This window comes from Vibrio sp. JCM 18905 (assembly GCF_055393305.1).
The window spans coordinates 43344-59155 of the sequence record NZ_AP043878.1 but is presented as its reverse complement, the minus strand read 5'-3'; the positions used below and the strand labels follow the sequence as shown (position 1 = coordinate 59155).

Annotated in this window: 11 protein-coding genes; 5 read left to right on the top strand and 6 right to left on the bottom strand. The window is 44.6% G+C overall.

What is annotated here, in order from left to right:
* Positions 1-62 precede the first annotated feature (62 nt).
* Positions 63-2132 carry a DNA helicase IV gene (gene helD, locus ACZ5ZC_RS00230; RefSeq protein WP_006742784.1) on the top strand — a complete coding sequence of 690 codons (2070 nt, stop codon included), beginning with the start codon at positions 63-65 and terminating at the stop codon, positions 2130-2132.
* Positions 2133-2209: 77 nt separating this feature from the next.
* Here helD and ACZ5ZC_RS00225 read toward each other — a convergent pair whose 3' ends face one another.
* A complete protein-coding gene (locus tag ACZ5ZC_RS00225) occupies positions 2210-2665 on the bottom strand; it encodes a methylglyoxal synthase (RefSeq protein ID WP_005376571.1) in 456 nt (151 codons plus the stop codon).
* A 64-nt stretch (positions 2666-2729) separates the two neighbouring features.
* On the bottom strand, positions 2730-3734 hold the full coding sequence (gene torT, locus ACZ5ZC_RS00220) for a TMAO reductase system periplasmic protein TorT (RefSeq protein ID WP_048624953.1): 1005 nt from the start codon (positions 3732-3734) through the stop codon (positions 2730-2732).
* Between the two features lie 88 nt (positions 3735-3822).
* Here torT and torS point away from each other — a divergent pair, with 88 nt between their 5' ends.
* A complete protein-coding gene (gene torS / locus ACZ5ZC_RS00215) occupies positions 3823-6786 on the top strand; it encodes a TMAO reductase system sensor histidine kinase/response regulator TorS (RefSeq protein ID WP_464931609.1) in 2964 nt (987 codons plus the stop codon).
* A gap of 49 nt (positions 6787-6835) precedes the next feature.
* Here the strand turns inward: torS and ACZ5ZC_RS00210 are convergent, their stop codons facing one another.
* The 3 genes from ACZ5ZC_RS00210 to ACZ5ZC_RS00200 all read right to left on the bottom strand — a co-directional run bounded on the left by ACZ5ZC_RS00210 (position 6836) and on the right by ACZ5ZC_RS00200 (position 9861).
* A complete protein-coding gene (locus tag ACZ5ZC_RS00210) occupies positions 6836-7027 on the bottom strand; it encodes a hypothetical protein (RefSeq protein ID WP_054867428.1) in 192 nt (63 codons plus the stop codon).
* An 18-nt stretch (positions 7028-7045) separates the two neighbouring features.
* Entirely contained in the window at positions 7046-9400 is a 2355-nt protein-coding gene (locus tag ACZ5ZC_RS00205; RefSeq protein ID WP_464931608.1) for a fatty acid cis/trans isomerase, read from the bottom strand.
* Positions 9401-9489: 89 nt separating this feature from the next.
* On the bottom strand, positions 9490-9861 hold the full coding sequence (locus ACZ5ZC_RS00200) for a winged helix-turn-helix domain-containing protein (RefSeq protein WP_464931607.1): 372 nt from the start codon (positions 9859-9861) through the stop codon (positions 9490-9492).
* Between the two features lie 331 nt (positions 9862-10192).
* Here ACZ5ZC_RS00200 and ACZ5ZC_RS00195 point away from each other — a divergent pair, with 331 nt between their 5' ends.
* Positions 10193-11740, top strand: a complete 1548-nt coding sequence (locus tag ACZ5ZC_RS00195) for an arylsulfatase (protein ID WP_085344631.1) — start codon at positions 10193-10195, stop codon at positions 11738-11740.
* 123 nt (positions 11741-11863) lie between these two features.
* Here ACZ5ZC_RS00195 and ACZ5ZC_RS00190 read toward each other — a convergent pair whose 3' ends face one another.
* Positions 11864-12721 carry a LysR family transcriptional regulator gene (locus tag ACZ5ZC_RS00190; RefSeq protein WP_005396661.1) on the bottom strand — a complete coding sequence of 286 codons (858 nt, stop codon included), beginning with the start codon at positions 12719-12721 and terminating at the stop codon, positions 11864-11866.
* 140 nt (positions 12722-12861) lie between these two features.
* Here ACZ5ZC_RS00190 and ACZ5ZC_RS00185 point away from each other — a divergent pair, with 140 nt between their 5' ends.
* Positions 12862-14388 carry an arylsulfatase gene (locus ACZ5ZC_RS00185; RefSeq protein WP_006742790.1) on the top strand — a complete coding sequence of 509 codons (1527 nt, stop codon included), beginning with the start codon at positions 12862-12864 and terminating at the stop codon, positions 14386-14388.
* A gap of 114 nt (positions 14389-14502) precedes the next feature.
* Positions 14503-15804 (top strand): anaerobic sulfatase maturase, encoded by a 1302-nt coding sequence (locus ACZ5ZC_RS00180; protein WP_464931606.1) that lies wholly within the window; start codon positions 14503-14505, stop codon positions 15802-15804.
* Positions 15805-15812: the final 8 nt, after the last annotated feature.

Genomic DNA, 15812 nt, shown 5'->3' with positions numbered 1-15812 from the left:
TACAATTTGACGCCTTAAAATGATATAAATCGACAACTTCTAAATTAAAAGGCGCACGTTTCATGCAGCTCACTGCCACTAGCAAAGCACAGTTTTTTATTCAAAATGAGTACCATCACGTCGAAATAAAAGAGAACAGTGTTTTATTAAGCTCAATAGGCAGTGAAGAACATATTCCTTTTACGATCTGGAATGGCAAAGTTAGCGTAAAGCGTGGGTTGTTATGGAGCTCTTTGCAGTTTTTTGCTCATGAGCACGAAGGCAAACAACAAAGTTGGCTAGTACAAGGGCTACCGTGGCCACAATGCCGTAAGTTTGCTCTTGAAGCTGTTCGTCAGTATCAAGAATGGCACAATACTCAGTGCCGAAAACTGGCTGAGTATCTACCTAAGTGGGAAGAAGAGCTCTACAAACTTAAGCATCTTCCTGCCTATCTATCGCACTCTCAAGTGGTCTCCTGGGTGGAAAGTCTTAACCAAGAGTTAAGCGAAATGAAAACCACTCTAGAAGAAGCCAAAATGCGGATGCCGAATCGCATGGCGGAAATCGAACCTTGGCTTATTGATACGTCTGCGACGCTTGGTGAGCGTAATCGTGATTGGCTTGAGGAAGAGCGTCCGAATTGGGAAGTGCTGTTTAATCGCATAGAATCTTCGCCTTTAAACTTATCCCAGCAATATGCGGTGTTGCTCAACGATGATCACAACTTAGTCCTTGCTGGCGCAGGCTCTGGCAAAACCAGTGTTTTAACGGCTCGAGTTGCATACTTGTTGCAAAGCCACCAGGCTCAAGCAGAAGAGTTGCTTATGCTGGCTTTCGGTCGTGATGCCGCGACTGAAATGAAAGAGCGTTTAGTGGATAAAGTAGGCATGGCCGCAGACGGTGTGCGTGTGAATACGTTCCATCAACTAGGCTTATATATACTTAATCAAGTTGAGCAACAGCCTGTTGAGATCAGTCCGTTGGCGTTAGATGACAACCAGCGAACGGCATGGTGTGTAGATTGGCTGAAAAAGCATTGGATGACGCCTACTAACTTTAAACGTTGGCAAAAACATTTAGACAAATGGCCGATTGCCTATTTAAAAGGGGACGATGAGTTAGGAAGTCACTCTGAAAACCCAAAACTGATCGCGTGGCTAGACTCTCAGCTGTCTCACTTAGCTGCGGTAGGGCTAACCAAAAAGCAAGTGCAAGAAAAGTTGGTAAATCACCAAGACTATACTCGTTTAAACAGCGAACTCGCCTTGTGTTGGCCATGTTTTACGGCGTGGCAGAAAATGCTTAAAGAAAGCAATCAAGTGGATTTCCCTACCATGATCAGTCGTGCGACAGATTATGTAAATAAAGGGAAATTTGTCTCCCCATGGCGCTTCATTATGGTCGATGAGTACCAAGATATCTCTCCAGACCGTTTAGCACTGATTGAAGCACTGTGTGAATCCACACAGAAACAAGCGGGTGCGACGTTGTTTGCGGTTGGTGATGACTGGCAGGCCATCTATCAGTTCGCTGGTGCGGACGTCGATCTTATTACTGGGTTTAAAGAGCGCTTTGCTCACTCTACCGTTCATCATCTAGATACGACTTATCGTTTCAACAATCAGATTGGTGATGTGGCAAACACTTTTGTTCAGCAAAACCCATCGCAATTGCCGAAAACACTTAATAGCCACAAGCAACGTAAGCAGAAGAGTGTGCATACCGCACCGAGTAACCAAGTTGAAAAGATCTTGGATCAATTGAATCAACAAGCCAAGCAAACCAAGTCAGTTTTATTGTTAGGACGTAATCATTATCACAAGCCCGACTTGTATGACGATTGGTTGCGACGTTTTCCTAATCTCGATATTCGTTTTATGACTTGCCATGCGAGTAAAGGGCGAGAGGCTGATTTTGTCATTATTCTTTCTGTGGATGAGGGGCAATTCCCTGCGAAGAAGAAGCAAATTCACATTGATGGCGCATTGACCGAGTCTAAAGACAAATTCCCTCACGCAGAAGAGCGCAGGCTGTTTTACGTGGCGATTACGCGTGCGAAAGAGAAGGTTTGGATTACGCACACTGGCGCTGGGTCCGCATTTGTTCAAGAGCTCGTCAATGGTGATTATCCGATCATCACTTCGCGTTGAAGGCAGAGTTCTGAATTTTAGAAATAATAAAGGCGATACTCAGTATCGCCTTTACGTTATTCGGTTGGCATCAAAGCTTACATGCGTTCAGCAAGATACGCTTCGTAATCCGGTACTTCAATATCCACTTCTTGCTCAAGAAGAGGGGAGTTAAACAAGAACTTAGCGGTGGCTCGGTTCGTTGCCACAGGAATATTCCAAACGCTAGCAATACGAAGAAGCGCTTTAACGTCTGGGTCGTGAGGTACGGCGTTTAGCGGATCCCAGAAGAAAACGAGAACGTCGATCTTACCTTCTGAAATGAGCGCGCCAAGTTGTTGGTCACCGCCCATTGGGCCACTGATCATGCTCTTAATCGCCAGTCCAGTTTCTTTGCTCAACATGTGCCCGGTTGTGCCTGTCGCGTAAAGAAAGTGACTCTGCAGTTTTTCTTTGTTTTCTTTTACCCAGCGAAGTAGCTCAGGTTTGCAGTTGTCATGGGCAACCAAAGCCACATGTTTGTGGGTTGGCATGGTACGAATGGTTTTTTGCATCAAGATGTTTCCGTTTATATGATTTTAAAATTGTTGTTATTCAATAGAACACGTTTTTTGTCTTTCAATCAACAGCCTTAACACGGAATGTCGGCCTATATTCTGACGGAGATAACGATTCTTCGATCGTATCGTCATGAAGTGTCTTCGGAGTCAGTGGTTTGATCGTTGGTGAGGCATGTTTGTCATACTCTTTTCCCCTTAAGTAATGCGCTGCTTGCATGACGGAAAGCCTGCCTTGCTGCACCATTTTATCTGTTGGCGCGAAGAGTACTTTGTTACGCAATAGGCCTCGGTAAACACCATGACTTAAGTACACAGAAACCAAACCGATCTCCTCAGCTTTGCCTGCGCTACGCAGTTCACTGATAGCGGCTTCAATCGCAACCGCGCTGCCAACGATATAATCTATATTTCCCATATCAATCACACGTTGAACCAGGTTACGCTGTAACTCTTTGTCGTTGTCTGCCCAAAACGAGTCAACGATGTTGATATCACTTCCTTGGATCGCTTCATAAAATCCGGCAGTCACGGGCTTCGTACCTCCACGAGTACGCGGCCCCAAAAGTAAGGCAATGTTTGTTTTTCCTGATCCCTTTGGATGACGAGCAGCCAGATATTTTCCTGCTTCGTATCCCATCCAGTGCCAGTCAACACCGACCGTACCTTTTAACAGCTCACTTTGCTCTTCATCCAGATCGAGTTGGTTCACAGTAGCAAAGACAGGAATGTTTCCGACCCAATTCTTAAGCGAATGTTCATAGGCCTGTGGGTCCACTGTCCCAAGGACAATCGCATCTGCTCCCCATTGGCTGCACAGTGCGAGTTGTTGCTCTTGACGCGTTTTGTTTGGGTAGCCACCCGCTTCAAGGACTCTCAGCTCGACGCCTTCTTTTTTCGCTTCGGACACCATTCCATAGTTTACTGATAACCAGTATGAATCCTTTAGGTGAGGGTAAATGGCACATACTTTTTCTGCTGCAACCACTGGTAAAGAAGCGACAAGGGCTAATGTGACTGCAGAATGTTTGAAAATTGTGCGAAATGCGTGTTGATTTTTAACCATGAAATGAAGTTCGTTGGCATAGATTAAGTAAACACTGCAAAATATAACGTAATATGTCGCTGAACACGAACATTAAGGTCATGAAAATATGTTGCTAGCAACCGCAAGCATCGGTCGTAAACTCTTGTTGTCTTTCATTGCGATGGCAATGCTGGTTATGTTATCGGCACTTATTGGTGTGTCTGGATTTTCTTTAGTTGCCAAGACGGAAAGAAATGTCGTGGATTCTGCAATTCCCGCCATGATTGAAGCGAGGCAAGTCTCTGAGTTGAGTACTCGCATCATTTCGTCTGTACAACTGTTATCAAACGCAAGAAACGAGCAGGAAAGAAAAGAGTCTGGGCGTGTGCTTTTCGAACAGCTCGAATCATTGCTTACTCATATCAAAGAGCTGGGGAGTGAGTCGTTTGATTCTCAATTGCTAGAAGATCTCGAGAATAACGTCCAGAACGTTATCGACAACTTGGCAGAACTTGGTGTTTCGGTTGAAAGAAAGCTGTGGCTGGCAAAAGAGATTGATACTCGTGTCGAAGAGATGCGCTTACTGAGTGAAGAGTTGGAACAGCTAACTCGCACGCAAGTTCAGAACACGAGCACCATTGCCGTTGCTAACGTCACACATATCTATGACTTATTAGAATCGAATAAAAAATCGCAAGTTTATCAGGCACTAGATGCGCTGGTGGAAGTGGATCTAGATCTGACAGAGCGATTGCATGAGCTGCACTTATTGGCTTTTAAAATGCTGAATCAAATTGAAGAAGCTCGCACATTAACCAATATTGAGCGAATCCAGCAGGTGCAAAGTGATTTTGAAAGTAATCTCAAAATCATGAAGCGCCGTGTGCTTGCCGTAGAAGATCCCACTCGCTCTAAACAAATGAGCCAACTACTAACAGAGCTCGGTAAGCGTCAGGTCGTGTTCACTATTTTGATGCAGCAGTATGAGAATAACGAACAATCTCAACAACTGATGCAAAAGACACTGGAATTGTTTTCGGAGCTGAATGGTACCGTAAACAAATTGGTTGATGATTCAAACAAAACAACAACCGTCGCTGTGGATGAATTGACGAGCACGCTGAAATTCGCTCAGTGGTCTCTAACGGTGATTTCAATTGTTGGTTTGATTGTGTTGGTGCTGATTTTATGGCGTGTTGTATACCTTTCTGTGGTTAAGCGATTGGCAGAGTACTCTGCCGCGCTGCTTTCTGTGGCGCAGGGTAACTTAGCCGTCGAGCTGGAGGTAAAAGGCAAAGATGAGCTAGCGCATATGGGGCAAGCTATCATCACGGCTCGAAATACAGCGCAAGCGCTAAAAGTGGTCGCAGAGGGAGAAGCTCAAGCCAAGCGAGAGCTCGAAGAGCACAAAGAGCATTTGGAAGAGCTCGTTGAGCAACGCACTTCGCAGTTAAAACAAGCAAACCGTCGTTTGAATGAAGAGGTTTTGAATCACGCGAAAGCTCGTAAGCAAGCAGAGCAAGCGAGTCGAGCTAAATCAGCATTCTTGGCGACCATGAGCCATGAGATCAGAACGCCGATGAATGGAGTGCTCGGAACGGCACGTTTGTTGATTGACTCAGGCCTCAACCCTATTCAAAAGCGTTATGCGGAAATCATCAACCGCAGTGGTAAAACGTTGCTCGCGATTCTGAATGATGTGCTGGACTACTCCAAGATTGAAGCAGGGCATTTAGAGATTCGCCACATGGGCTTCGATTTACACCAAATGGTTGAAGACACTTTCCAGTTGATGAACAGTCGAGCTCAAGAGAAGAGGCTGTTGTTTTCCTATCATATCGAAAGTGATGTAAGTCGCTATTGGAAAGGGGATGTCACCAGAATCAGTCAAGTGCTGAACAACCTCGTCGGAAACGCGATTAAATTTACTGACGAAGGTGAAATTGATATCTATGTTAGCCTCAACCCAGAGGATGAGTCGCAAGTCCTATTCGAAGTATCAGATACCGGGATAGGTATTGCCAAAAAAGATCAGAGAACGTTGTTTGATGCCTTCACGCAAGCCGAAGGTGGGATGAGTCAAACAGGAGGAACAGGGCTTGGCCTTGCCATCAGTAAACGAATCATTGAAGCGATGGGCGGCATTTTAGAAGTCGATTCTGAAGAAGGACATGGCAGTCGATTCTGGTTCTCTATTCCATTAGAGGAAAGTGAACCTGTTGAAACCGGTGCAGTGGCAACCGCGCGCTGCAAAGTGAAAGCGAAAGTCTTGTTGGTAGAAGACAATGAAGTAAACCGAGTGGTTGCGGAAGGCTTTTTAGAAAGCATGGGCCACCAGGTCGTGATGGCAGAAAACGGCTCACAAGCAGAGCAACTGATCAGCACGCAGGATTTTGATATCGCTTTAGTCGACATCAACTTGCCAGACTGTGATGGAACCGAGTTAATCCAACGTTTAAAACAAATTGAATGTAACAAACCAGCCAATAAAGCCCTTGCTGCTACGCCTATGATCGCAGTGTCTGCGCACGTTTTTGCCGAAGAAGTTGAGCGCTATTTAGCTGCAGGTTTTGACGGGTATTTACCTAAACCATTGGCAAAAGAAGCTCTAGCGGCATTGATTCAGGATGCGCTGGATGGAAAACCGTTGTTGTTGCCACAAAATGCCGACTGTACCCCGTTTGATCAAACTTCGCCTCAAGAACAAGCGATACAATCAAAGGTTGTTCAAGTCCCTAAAACAGAGGAATCAGATGTGGTCATCATTAACCCGAGCGTAATTGAGTCCGATATGAAAATCTTGGGCAGAGAGAAGATGTTGCACATCATTAATCTGTTTAGAACGACCAGTGCCGATGTACTAAGCAAGCTGCAAGCGTCTGCTGGTGGTAATGACAGTAAAGAAGTGAAGAACCTTGCTCACAAACTAAAAGGCAGCGCAGGGAGTTTAGGGCTTACGGCATTAATGAACTCTTGCCAAGAAATTGAAGCTGCGCCTCAACCTTTAGAAACCTACATGGCGAGTAAAGATCAATTGGCGTCTCAAGTGTCTGAATCAATTCAAGCTCTTGATGAGTTGATGGCGAAGTAAATCAATTGCATCCCAAAAACAAAAACCTCCGGCAAGCCGGAGGTTTTTTCTATTTGGTCATGTCATCTTCCCACTCGAATCGAGTGTCTAGGGCATAAGGGTCGTCATCAAAAGGATGCTCCACTTTGCCACGCAAGTATTCGAGTTGATGCTCAAGCATGTTGACCGTTTCGTAGTCTCCCTCAGAACAAGCAACGTAAATCTGTTGTTCAAGAGCGGCAATGTTATCTCGGATACCCATGAGAACCCCCTTAAATCATCATCGATTCTCAAAACGATTATAGTCAAGTAATCCAAATTCGATCGGTTGTTTTGTACGGTACCAATTGTGCAGACGATCGCTAAACGGCCAGAATTTTTCTGAGCTTCTGCGAATCGCAAAATTATCCAATAACTTAACGTAATCGGATTCATTTTGGATGGCACTAAATTGATCGACAAATTCTTTTACTTGATTTTCGTTGATCGAGAAAAATGCCGCAGGGTAGCTTCCCACAACGCCACGTACGATGGTCATATCATCGTTAGCAAAGTCCCGGTTGCTTTCTTCATCAAACAAGCTAGAGATATTCGTGTGTGCATTATTGTGAAGTAGGGTGAACAACTCATCTTTTCCAGATTGGCTTCTCACCATAAGCATGGTGATTTGCGGAACGGTTTTCAGGCCTTCTCCACGAACTTGGCCAATACGTTGGAGCTGTTTTTCACTTTGAGCAGAAAGCTCAGTATCTTTAATCTCGTAGCGCGGAAGAAGAACATCTGAGACTCGTTCTCTAAGCAATTCGACTAACTCTGTTTTTGGATCGTCAGTTTTGTACTCGACGCTGGTTGGTTGGTTAAATGGCTTCACGTTGCGTTGTAAAAAGTCACTTAACTGTGGACTTTGATCTTTATACCAGCTTGATTGCAGTTCATGACGCATGTCGGTTGGCAGCAACGAGATAAAGTTACTTTCGCCTTCCAGACGCAAGAAGTCCATGAACATTCGTGTCATGAGTTGGTGGCCGAAGTTGCCGTACACATCAAACCCAGCAACGAGCAAATAGTGGATGCGTTCTAGTAACGCGTAGTCAAGAATCCATACCGTTTTCGGCTGCTCGCCAACTAACCCTTGTACGACTGACGCGCTGTCAAAGTGGCGGAAAATCGTTAATGCCGCATTGTGGTTGGTACCATTACCGTCCCAAATTACGTCGGTGGATAGGTTTTCGCCTTCCTTAAACCAGTTATTGGTAAATTCAGACTTGGCTTCTAGGTAGCGAGCTTGCTGACGCGCGTATTTAACCCAGTTGGTAACAGGCAGCGTGTTGCTTTCCTGCTCTGCTGGCAGTCTTAGGTTATCAGCCTGAGAACGGTAAAACTCATTTACTTCAGGGATATCTGCTTTATCTGGATCTAGAAAGAATATCCAAAAGCGATCATTGATAACATTCAATGCAAGTTGGCCACGACAAACAGGCCCTTTAATGTAAGCCATGATCGTGTTTTGTGCATTGTCCAACATAAACTTGAAGCGTGATTTAACCGGAAGATCGATAAATGATGTCATCGGGTTTGCAGCAACTTCAGGTTCATAACTCGGTAGTTGATTAACCGTGTAATCAGCATCGATAAACCATGTGTTCCAGTTTTCAATACGTTGCTTGTTTAACGCGAACGGCATGTGCGTTTTATCTACAATCGTCCCTTGTTCTGGAATAATTCGATAAAACACGCGCTCAACCCCGGGATCATCGTACGGGCGACGTGTTGAAATACGTTTTACTGGTTGTCCTGGTGGAGTAGAAGAACGAACTAATGTAAAGAATCGAGGATCTTCAGTGAGTTCTGAAAAGTAGAGGTGAGACAAAAACAAATGCTCGTAAATATAGCGAGCCATCAGTTGATTTTTTAGATCAGCGCGATTGAGCAAAGTTTCATACTTGTCGATTTGAGCTTGCTCTTGTTCACTAATTGGTTGATGAACGTTCATTATCGCGCCGTTTTCCAGCCAAGTCATCAGTGTGTGGTATTCACTGTTTGATAGGTTTGGCATACCAAAAGGCATTCCCCAGGTTGGGTTATCTTTTTCGTACTGTTCGTACTCTTCAATTGTTGGACAGGTTTGTTCTCGGTCTATCGAAAAATCAAAACCTTCTAACTGGACTTGATCAGGCAGCGGGTGGCGTTCTTTTTGTTGTAGCAAACGTGCAATGAGGCCTGCATCAATGTTGGCCGCCATGCTCTGATCACGTTCGTTAAGAACCGGATGAAAACCCGCATCGCGCCACTCTTGGGTCGTTTCTGCATCTTCGAATAAGCGTGTTGGCGCTGCGGCAGTGAGTCTTGTTCCTTCATATACCAATGCTTTGCTCGCGCCACGGTCAATGCCCTCAACGGAAGAAAGCTTAAGCTGACATGGTGCATCGTAGCACGCATGACAGACGACACAGCGGTTATCCATAATGGGTTTGACTTCGCTTTGGAAGAAGTTTGCTTGAGGTGTAGCTACGTCCGTCGTACGTTCACGAACGAGCTGTGGACCAAACAGTTGGTCATAGTTAAGGCCCGCATAGGTTGCACAGCCAGCAAACAATGTAGCAATGCAAAGTATAAAAATTAAGCGCAAATTCATTGAGTTATTTTACGTGATTAGAATTTGCATTAATTAAAGCAAAATAAGCGGTCAATTACCAAAAGTTGGAGCAATTCGACGCGATTTCTTTACTTTTTTGAATGCTTAAATACATAACCTTGTCGATGAACGGTCTGAATTCGATCCGCGTTAATCCCTTCGCTAACCAGTCGTTTTCTTATTCTACTAATGTGCATATCGAGTGCGCGGTCATGCTCTGAGAACGTGCGCTTCAGTACCGTTTCATAAAGGAAAGGTTTGCTAAGTACTTGATCTTGATAATGAGTCAGAGTACGGAGCAGCTCGAATTGAACGCTTGTAAGCTGAACTAACTTTTTGTCTGGCGGACGATTTATCATCACAGTATGGCTGTGCTTGTCCAGTACGAGCTCATATTCATTATTGAGACCGTAATCGGAAGCTGCCGTCTTAGGAGCAGACGAAAGGGTAGACTCAAACATATTGGCATTTTAATTATTAATGATAGTAAAAACTATTATCATTAATGTTGGCGTGAAATCAATGCTGTATTTTATTTGTAATGCAATATGTCTGAGTCATATCAAAATTCTGATATGGAAGAAATAACTCTACGACGGAAAGAGCACCAATTTAAATCGCCAAATCAATAAGTATTACCACAATTTCTAAAGCAAATAATCAGCTATTTTGGGGAATTAGAGCAGCTGTTAATGTATCTAAAGTTCTTATTTCTAAGATTCGCTTATCCACTATTTCTAGACTATACATTCTGTTGCAGGAAGCTCTTTTCTAATACACACAGAGGTTTATATGACAGCGAAATATGGCGTAAAACGTCGATTAGCGATTCTTGCCGCCGCCTTAATTGGCGCGACAAGTAGCAGTATCGCGGCAGAGAAACCTAACATTCTCGTCATCTGGGGTGATGATATTGGCCAGTCCAATCTCAGTGCGTACACCTTTGGCTTGATGGGATACAAAACACCAAACATCGACAGCATCGCGAAAGAGGGCATGATGTTCACGGATTACTACGGTGAACAATCGTGTACTGCGGGTCGCTCCACCTTTATTACTGGCCAGACTGTGCTCAGAACGGGTCTAAGTAAAGTGGGACTTCCTGGTGCCGATTTGGGCTTGCAACCTGAAGATGTGACGATTGCAGAGCTTCTAAAGCCCATGGGTTATATGACAGGTCAGTTTGGTAAAAACCATTTGGGAGACAAAGACGAACATCTTCCTACTAACCACGGCTTCGATGAGTTTTTTGGTAACCTTTACCACCTGAACGCTGAGGAAGAACCGGAGAACGTCGATTACCCTAAAGATCCTGAGTTCCGTAAGAAGTTTGGCCCACGCGGTGTGATTCGCTCTTACGCTGACGGCAAAATTGAAGATACAGGGCCTCTGACTCGTAAGCGTATGGAAACTGTCGATCAAGAGACGTTAGATGCGGCACTCGACTTCATGGATCGTGCTGTAAAAGCGAAAAAACCATTTTTTGTTTGGTGGAATTCGACTCGTATGCATTATCGAACTCATGTAAGTGAAAAGAACTCAGGGGTAACAGGCATCAGTACTTACGCTGATGGGATGGTGGAGCACGATAACCACGTTGGTCAACTACTGAAAAAAGTGGATGATTTAGGCATTAAAGACGACACCATCGTCTTCTACTCAACCGATAATGGCCCACACATGAACTCGTGGCCCGATGCGGGTACAACGCCATTCCGTGGCGAGAAAAATACCAACTGGGAAGGTGCGTACCGTGTTCCTGCAATGGTGCGTTGGCCGGGCAAAATTAAAGCGGGTTCTGTCTCGAATGACATCATGCACCACATGGACTGGATGCCGACTTTGGTAGCTGCCGCTGGTGATGACAACATCAAAGAGAAGCTGCTAAAGGGTTATAGTGCTGGTGGCGAAAAATTCAAAGTTCATCTCGACGGCTATAACTTCCTGCCATACCTCACTGGTAATGAAGAGAAAGCACCGCGTGAAGAGATATTTTACTTTACTGACGATGGTGATTTGAGTTCGATCCGATACAACAATTGGAAAATCGTCTTTTTGGAGCAGCGTGCAAAAGGCACATTACTCGTTTGGGCTGAACCTTTTACACCATTAAGGGTACCAAAAATCTTTAATTTGCGCATGGACCCTTATGAAGTTGCGGATGTTACCTCCAACACGTATTACGATTGGATGATGGATAGGGCATACATGTTAGTGCCAGCACAAGCGTACGTGAGTAAGTTCCTAGAAACCTTCAAAGAGTTCCCGCCAAGGCAAAAAGCAGCAAGCTTCTCGCTCGATCAGGTGATGGAGAAATTAAAAGAGAACCCAAATAAGTAGGCTAGTGCTACGTAAGCAATACGATGCAACCATATAGAAAAGAGGCTCATATGAGCCTCTTTTTTCCGTCTAATAAAAGCTTTCAGAGCAACGAATGGCAAAGAAAATGCGAATCAACAAGGCCTACAAGGAAACTGGCTCGTAGTGGGCTGCCGTTAAGTTCGCTTTAATTTTTTCACGTAGCGCAATATGAGCAGGGTTGTTCATCTCTCGCTTATGGTAAACAAACTTGTAAGGGATAGCGCATATAGAAATAGGGCATTGCAGAACTTGAAGCTTAAGGGCTTTACTCCATTTGTTTGCAAAAGATTGAGACACTAAGCCTAAACAATCGCGTTGCGCGACGTACAACGCCATACCAGCAAGCGAAGATGTGATCAAATCGACTTTTCTCTCTTGAATAGTTTCTTGGGATAGCTGTTCAAAACCGCTCATGTTGTTCCATTTCCCTGAAAACAAACAGTGAGTTTCCTCATAAAACTGCTCTTTTGAGAGCGAGCCTTGCACGCGGGGATGATTCTCACGACAGATAATCACCGCCTCTTCTTCGTAGGCATCTTCAATAATAAACGCCGCATCTTTTGTGATAACAGTATCAATGACAAGATCGACTTTTTGTTGTCTTAGAAGCTCAAATAATAAGAACTTTTCGGGTGGTGATTCATAAAAAATAGTGTTCTTTATCGGGTCCATAATGTGCAATAAAATTTCGGAACAACACACTTCAAAATGATTCTTATCGGATATCGCATTGTCAATGATATTAACCGCTTGCTGGAATTGCGGTAGCAGTTGATAGGCGGTGGATGTTAGTGCGATACCTCGCCCTTTTTTGACAAATAATTGCTTATCGACCACTTGTTCTAAACGCTTTATTGCAGCGCTCACAGCAGGTTGCGTAAGCCCCAATTGTTCCGCGGCTTTTGTATAAGATTGGAACTCCGCGACAACAAGAAAAGTTTGGATCAAATTCAAGTCCATAACGTCACTCATAAATTTAATTTATAGGTTAACTAATTCTGACTGCATTTATCGCCTGAAATTAGTGCTTTATCTTATATCAACAATGGTATTGAAAAGCGAATACCATTTTTACGCACTAGCGAACTCTTGGAGATAATATGAAAAATGCGACCAAAACGAGCAGTAAAAAACTCGTACTTAACGCATGTACGTTAGCATTAGGCGCTGCATCTGCAGTTGCACACGCAGCGGACAAACCCAACATTCTTGTCATCTTTGGTGATGATGTTGGTTACTGGAACCTTAGTACCTACAACCAAGGCATGATGGCGTACAACACGCCGAACATCGATAGCATTGCTAAAGAAGGTGCGAAGTTCACTAACTTCTATGCACAGCAAAGTTCGACAGCAGGCCGTTCTGCATTCATTACTGGTCAAATGCCAAAACGTACTGGTCTATCAAAAGTGGGCTTACCAGGCGCTCCGCAAGGTATCTCGGAAAAAGATCCAACGATTGCAACCGTGCTCAAGCAAATGGGTTACGCAACCGGACAATTTGGTAAGAACCATTTAGGTGACCGAGACGAACACCTTCCTACTAACCACGGTTTTGATGAGTTTTTCGGCAACCTATATCACTTGAACGCGGAAGAAGAGCCAGAGAACGTGGATTATCCTAAAGATCCAGAGTTCAAGAAGAAATTTGGCCCTCGTGGCGTAATCCACTCTTACGCTGACGGCAAAATTGAAGATACCGGTCCACTTACGCGTAAGCGTATGGAAAATGTTGACGGTGAATTCCTTGATGCCGCGGAAACCTTCATAGAAAAACAAGTAAAAGCGGATAAGCCGTTCTTTACTTGGTTTAACACCACTCGCATGCACAACTTCACGCATGTTCCTGAAGAATACCAAGGTAAAACAGGTGCTGGTTTCTACGCGGATGGTGTCAAGCAGCACGATGATCAAATCGGTCAGCTACTTAATAAGATCAAAGAGTTGGGTGTAGATGACAATACAATCATTGTTTACACCACTGACAACGGTCCTATGGTTGATTTGTGGCCTGATGCAGGGATGACACCATTCCGCTCAGAGAAAAACACTGGTTGGGAAGGCAGTTTCCGTGTGCCGATGTTGATTAAATGGCCAGGAAACATCGAAGCAGGTAAAACGTTCAACGGCATGATGTCATTAGAGGATTTCTTCCCGACATTGGTTGCTGCTGCGGGTGACACCAAAGTTAAAGATGAATTACTAAAAGGTAAGAAAGTTGGTGATATGGACTATAAAGTTCACCTAGATGGTTACAACCAACTGCCATATCTAACGGGTAAGTCAGACAAATCTGCTCGTAACGAATTCGTTTACTGGAGCGATGACGGCGATCTTGTGGCATTACGTCAAGGAAAGTACAAGTTCCACTTTATGATTCAAGAGAATGAAACGGGCATGGATGTATGGCGTAAGCCTTTCACTAAACTTCGTGTTCCATTGATCTTCGACTTGAGTATCGATCCATTCGAACGTGGTGACCAAGGTATGGGTTACTCTCGTTGGATGTACGAGCGTTCATTCCTAATGATGCCAGCGGTAGAGAAAGTGAAAGAGGTAATGGGTACGTTTAAAGAGTTCCCACCTCGCATGGAAGCAGGTTCATTCGTACCTAAGTCTTCTAAGTAATAAAGAACATCGATAATCCATAGCGCTCTTCGGAGCGCTATATACCCAAATAGCTTCCCGTTTACTGCACTACGCTTGCGAGGTTATTTGGGTATATTAAATAGTGAGAAACGTATGAGTAAGATTTCCCCTCGCCATTCTACTACTATGCCTATTGTGCCTCTTAAAACGGCGTCTAAAGCAACGGTTCCGGGTGCGTACGACCGTCGATTCCATGTGATGGCAAAGCCAGGCGGAGCAAAATGCAATATCGATTGTCAGTACTGCTTTTATCTGCATAAAGAAAATCTACTGCACCAAGAAAAGCAGCCCAAAATGGACGACGCAACATTGGAAGCGTTCGTGAAAAGCTACATCGAAAGTCAGGATGGCGAAGAAATTGTATTCTCATGGCAGGGCGGGGAGCCAACGCTACTTGGGCTGGACTATTTCCGCAATGTCGTAGCTCTGCAAAAGAAACATCAGCCGCAAGGCGTTCGCATTGAAAACGATCTTCAGACCAACGGCATTTTGCTAAACGATGAGTGGTGTGCGTTTTTAAAAGAGCACAACTTCCTAGTTGGCTTGTCGATTGATGGGCCACGAGAGCTGCACGACAAATATCGCAAAACCCGCAGCGGTAAGCCGACGTTTGATCTGGTGATGAAAGCGGTAGATAAGCTCCAAGCGCATGGCGTGAAATTCAACGCGTTGGTGACGGTGAATCGTCATAATGCGAAATACCCGCTCGAAGTGTATCGATTTTTAACCCAAGAATTGGGTGTGACATACATTCAGTTTGCACCGGTGGTTGAAGCGAACGACTTCCAAACAACCGCACCGCAGTTCTGGAACGAACAGATGATCCCAACCAAAGGCAGTGATCTGGCGAAACCGGGTCATCCAATGTCTGTTGTGACGGATTGGTCGGTTGATCCTGAAGACTGGGGACGCTTTTTAATGGCGACCTTTGAAGAATGGGTGAATAACGATCTTGGCCGTGTACTGGTTAACCTGTTTGAAACCGCGGTAGCGCAAGTAATGGGGAAACCGTCTCAGCTTTGCGTGACAGCTGAGTTTTGTGGCAAAGGCTTGGCGATTGAGCACAATGGCGACGTGTTCAGTTGCGACCACTATGTATACCCAGAATACAAACTCGCCAACATTCATGAACACTCATTGAATGACATGGCATTCTCTACACGACAATACACCTTTGGCATGGCAAAACGCGAATCTTTGCCGACGTATTGTAAGCAGTGTCCCTACTTGCCTTATTGCTGGGGCGAGTGTCCGAAAAACCGTCTGCTCAAAACGCCGAATGGCGAGGCTGGACTAAACTATCTGTGTTCGGGAATCAAAATGTTCTTTGATTACGCATTACCGATGTTGGTTGGTCTTGCACAGCTTCTCCAATCTGAAGAACCGCAAAGATAACATAGTGA

Bases quoted from the DNA above. Each gene is read 5' to 3' on its own strand.
- helD (WP_006742784.1), top strand. From the start codon at position 63: ATGCAGCTCACTGCCACTAGCAAAGCACAGTTTTTTATTCAAAATGAG.
- ACZ5ZC_RS00225 (WP_005376571.1), bottom strand. From the start codon at position 2,665: ATGCAAAAAACCATTCGTACCATGCCAACCCACAAACATGTGGCTTTG.
- torT (WP_048624953.1), bottom strand. From the start codon at position 3,734: ATGGTTAAAAATCAACACGCATTTCGCACAATTTTCAAACATTCTGCA.
- torS (WP_464931609.1), top strand. From the start codon at position 3,823: ATGTTGCTAGCAACCGCAAGCATCGGTCGTAAACTCTTGTTGTCTTTC.
- ACZ5ZC_RS00210 (WP_054867428.1), bottom strand. From the start codon at position 7,027: ATGGGTATCCGAGATAACATTGCCGCTCTTGAACAACAGATTTACGTT.
- ACZ5ZC_RS00205 (WP_464931608.1), bottom strand. From the start codon at position 9,400: ATGAATTTGCGCTTAATTTTTATACTTTGCATTGCTACATTGTTTGCT.
- ACZ5ZC_RS00200 (WP_464931607.1), bottom strand. From the start codon at position 9,861: ATGTTTGAGTCTACCCTTTCGTCTGCTCCTAAGACGGCAGCTTCCGAT.
- ACZ5ZC_RS00195 (WP_085344631.1), top strand. From the start codon at position 10,193: ATGACAGCGAAATATGGCGTAAAACGTCGATTAGCGATTCTTGCCGCC.
- ACZ5ZC_RS00190 (WP_005396661.1), bottom strand. From the start codon at position 12,721: ATGGACTTGAATTTGATCCAAACTTTTCTTGTTGTCGCGGAGTTCCAA.
- ACZ5ZC_RS00185 (WP_006742790.1), top strand. From the start codon at position 12,862: ATGAAAAATGCGACCAAAACGAGCAGTAAAAAACTCGTACTTAACGCA.
- ACZ5ZC_RS00180 (WP_464931606.1), top strand. From the start codon at position 14,503: ATGAGTAAGATTTCCCCTCGCCATTCTACTACTATGCCTATTGTGCCT.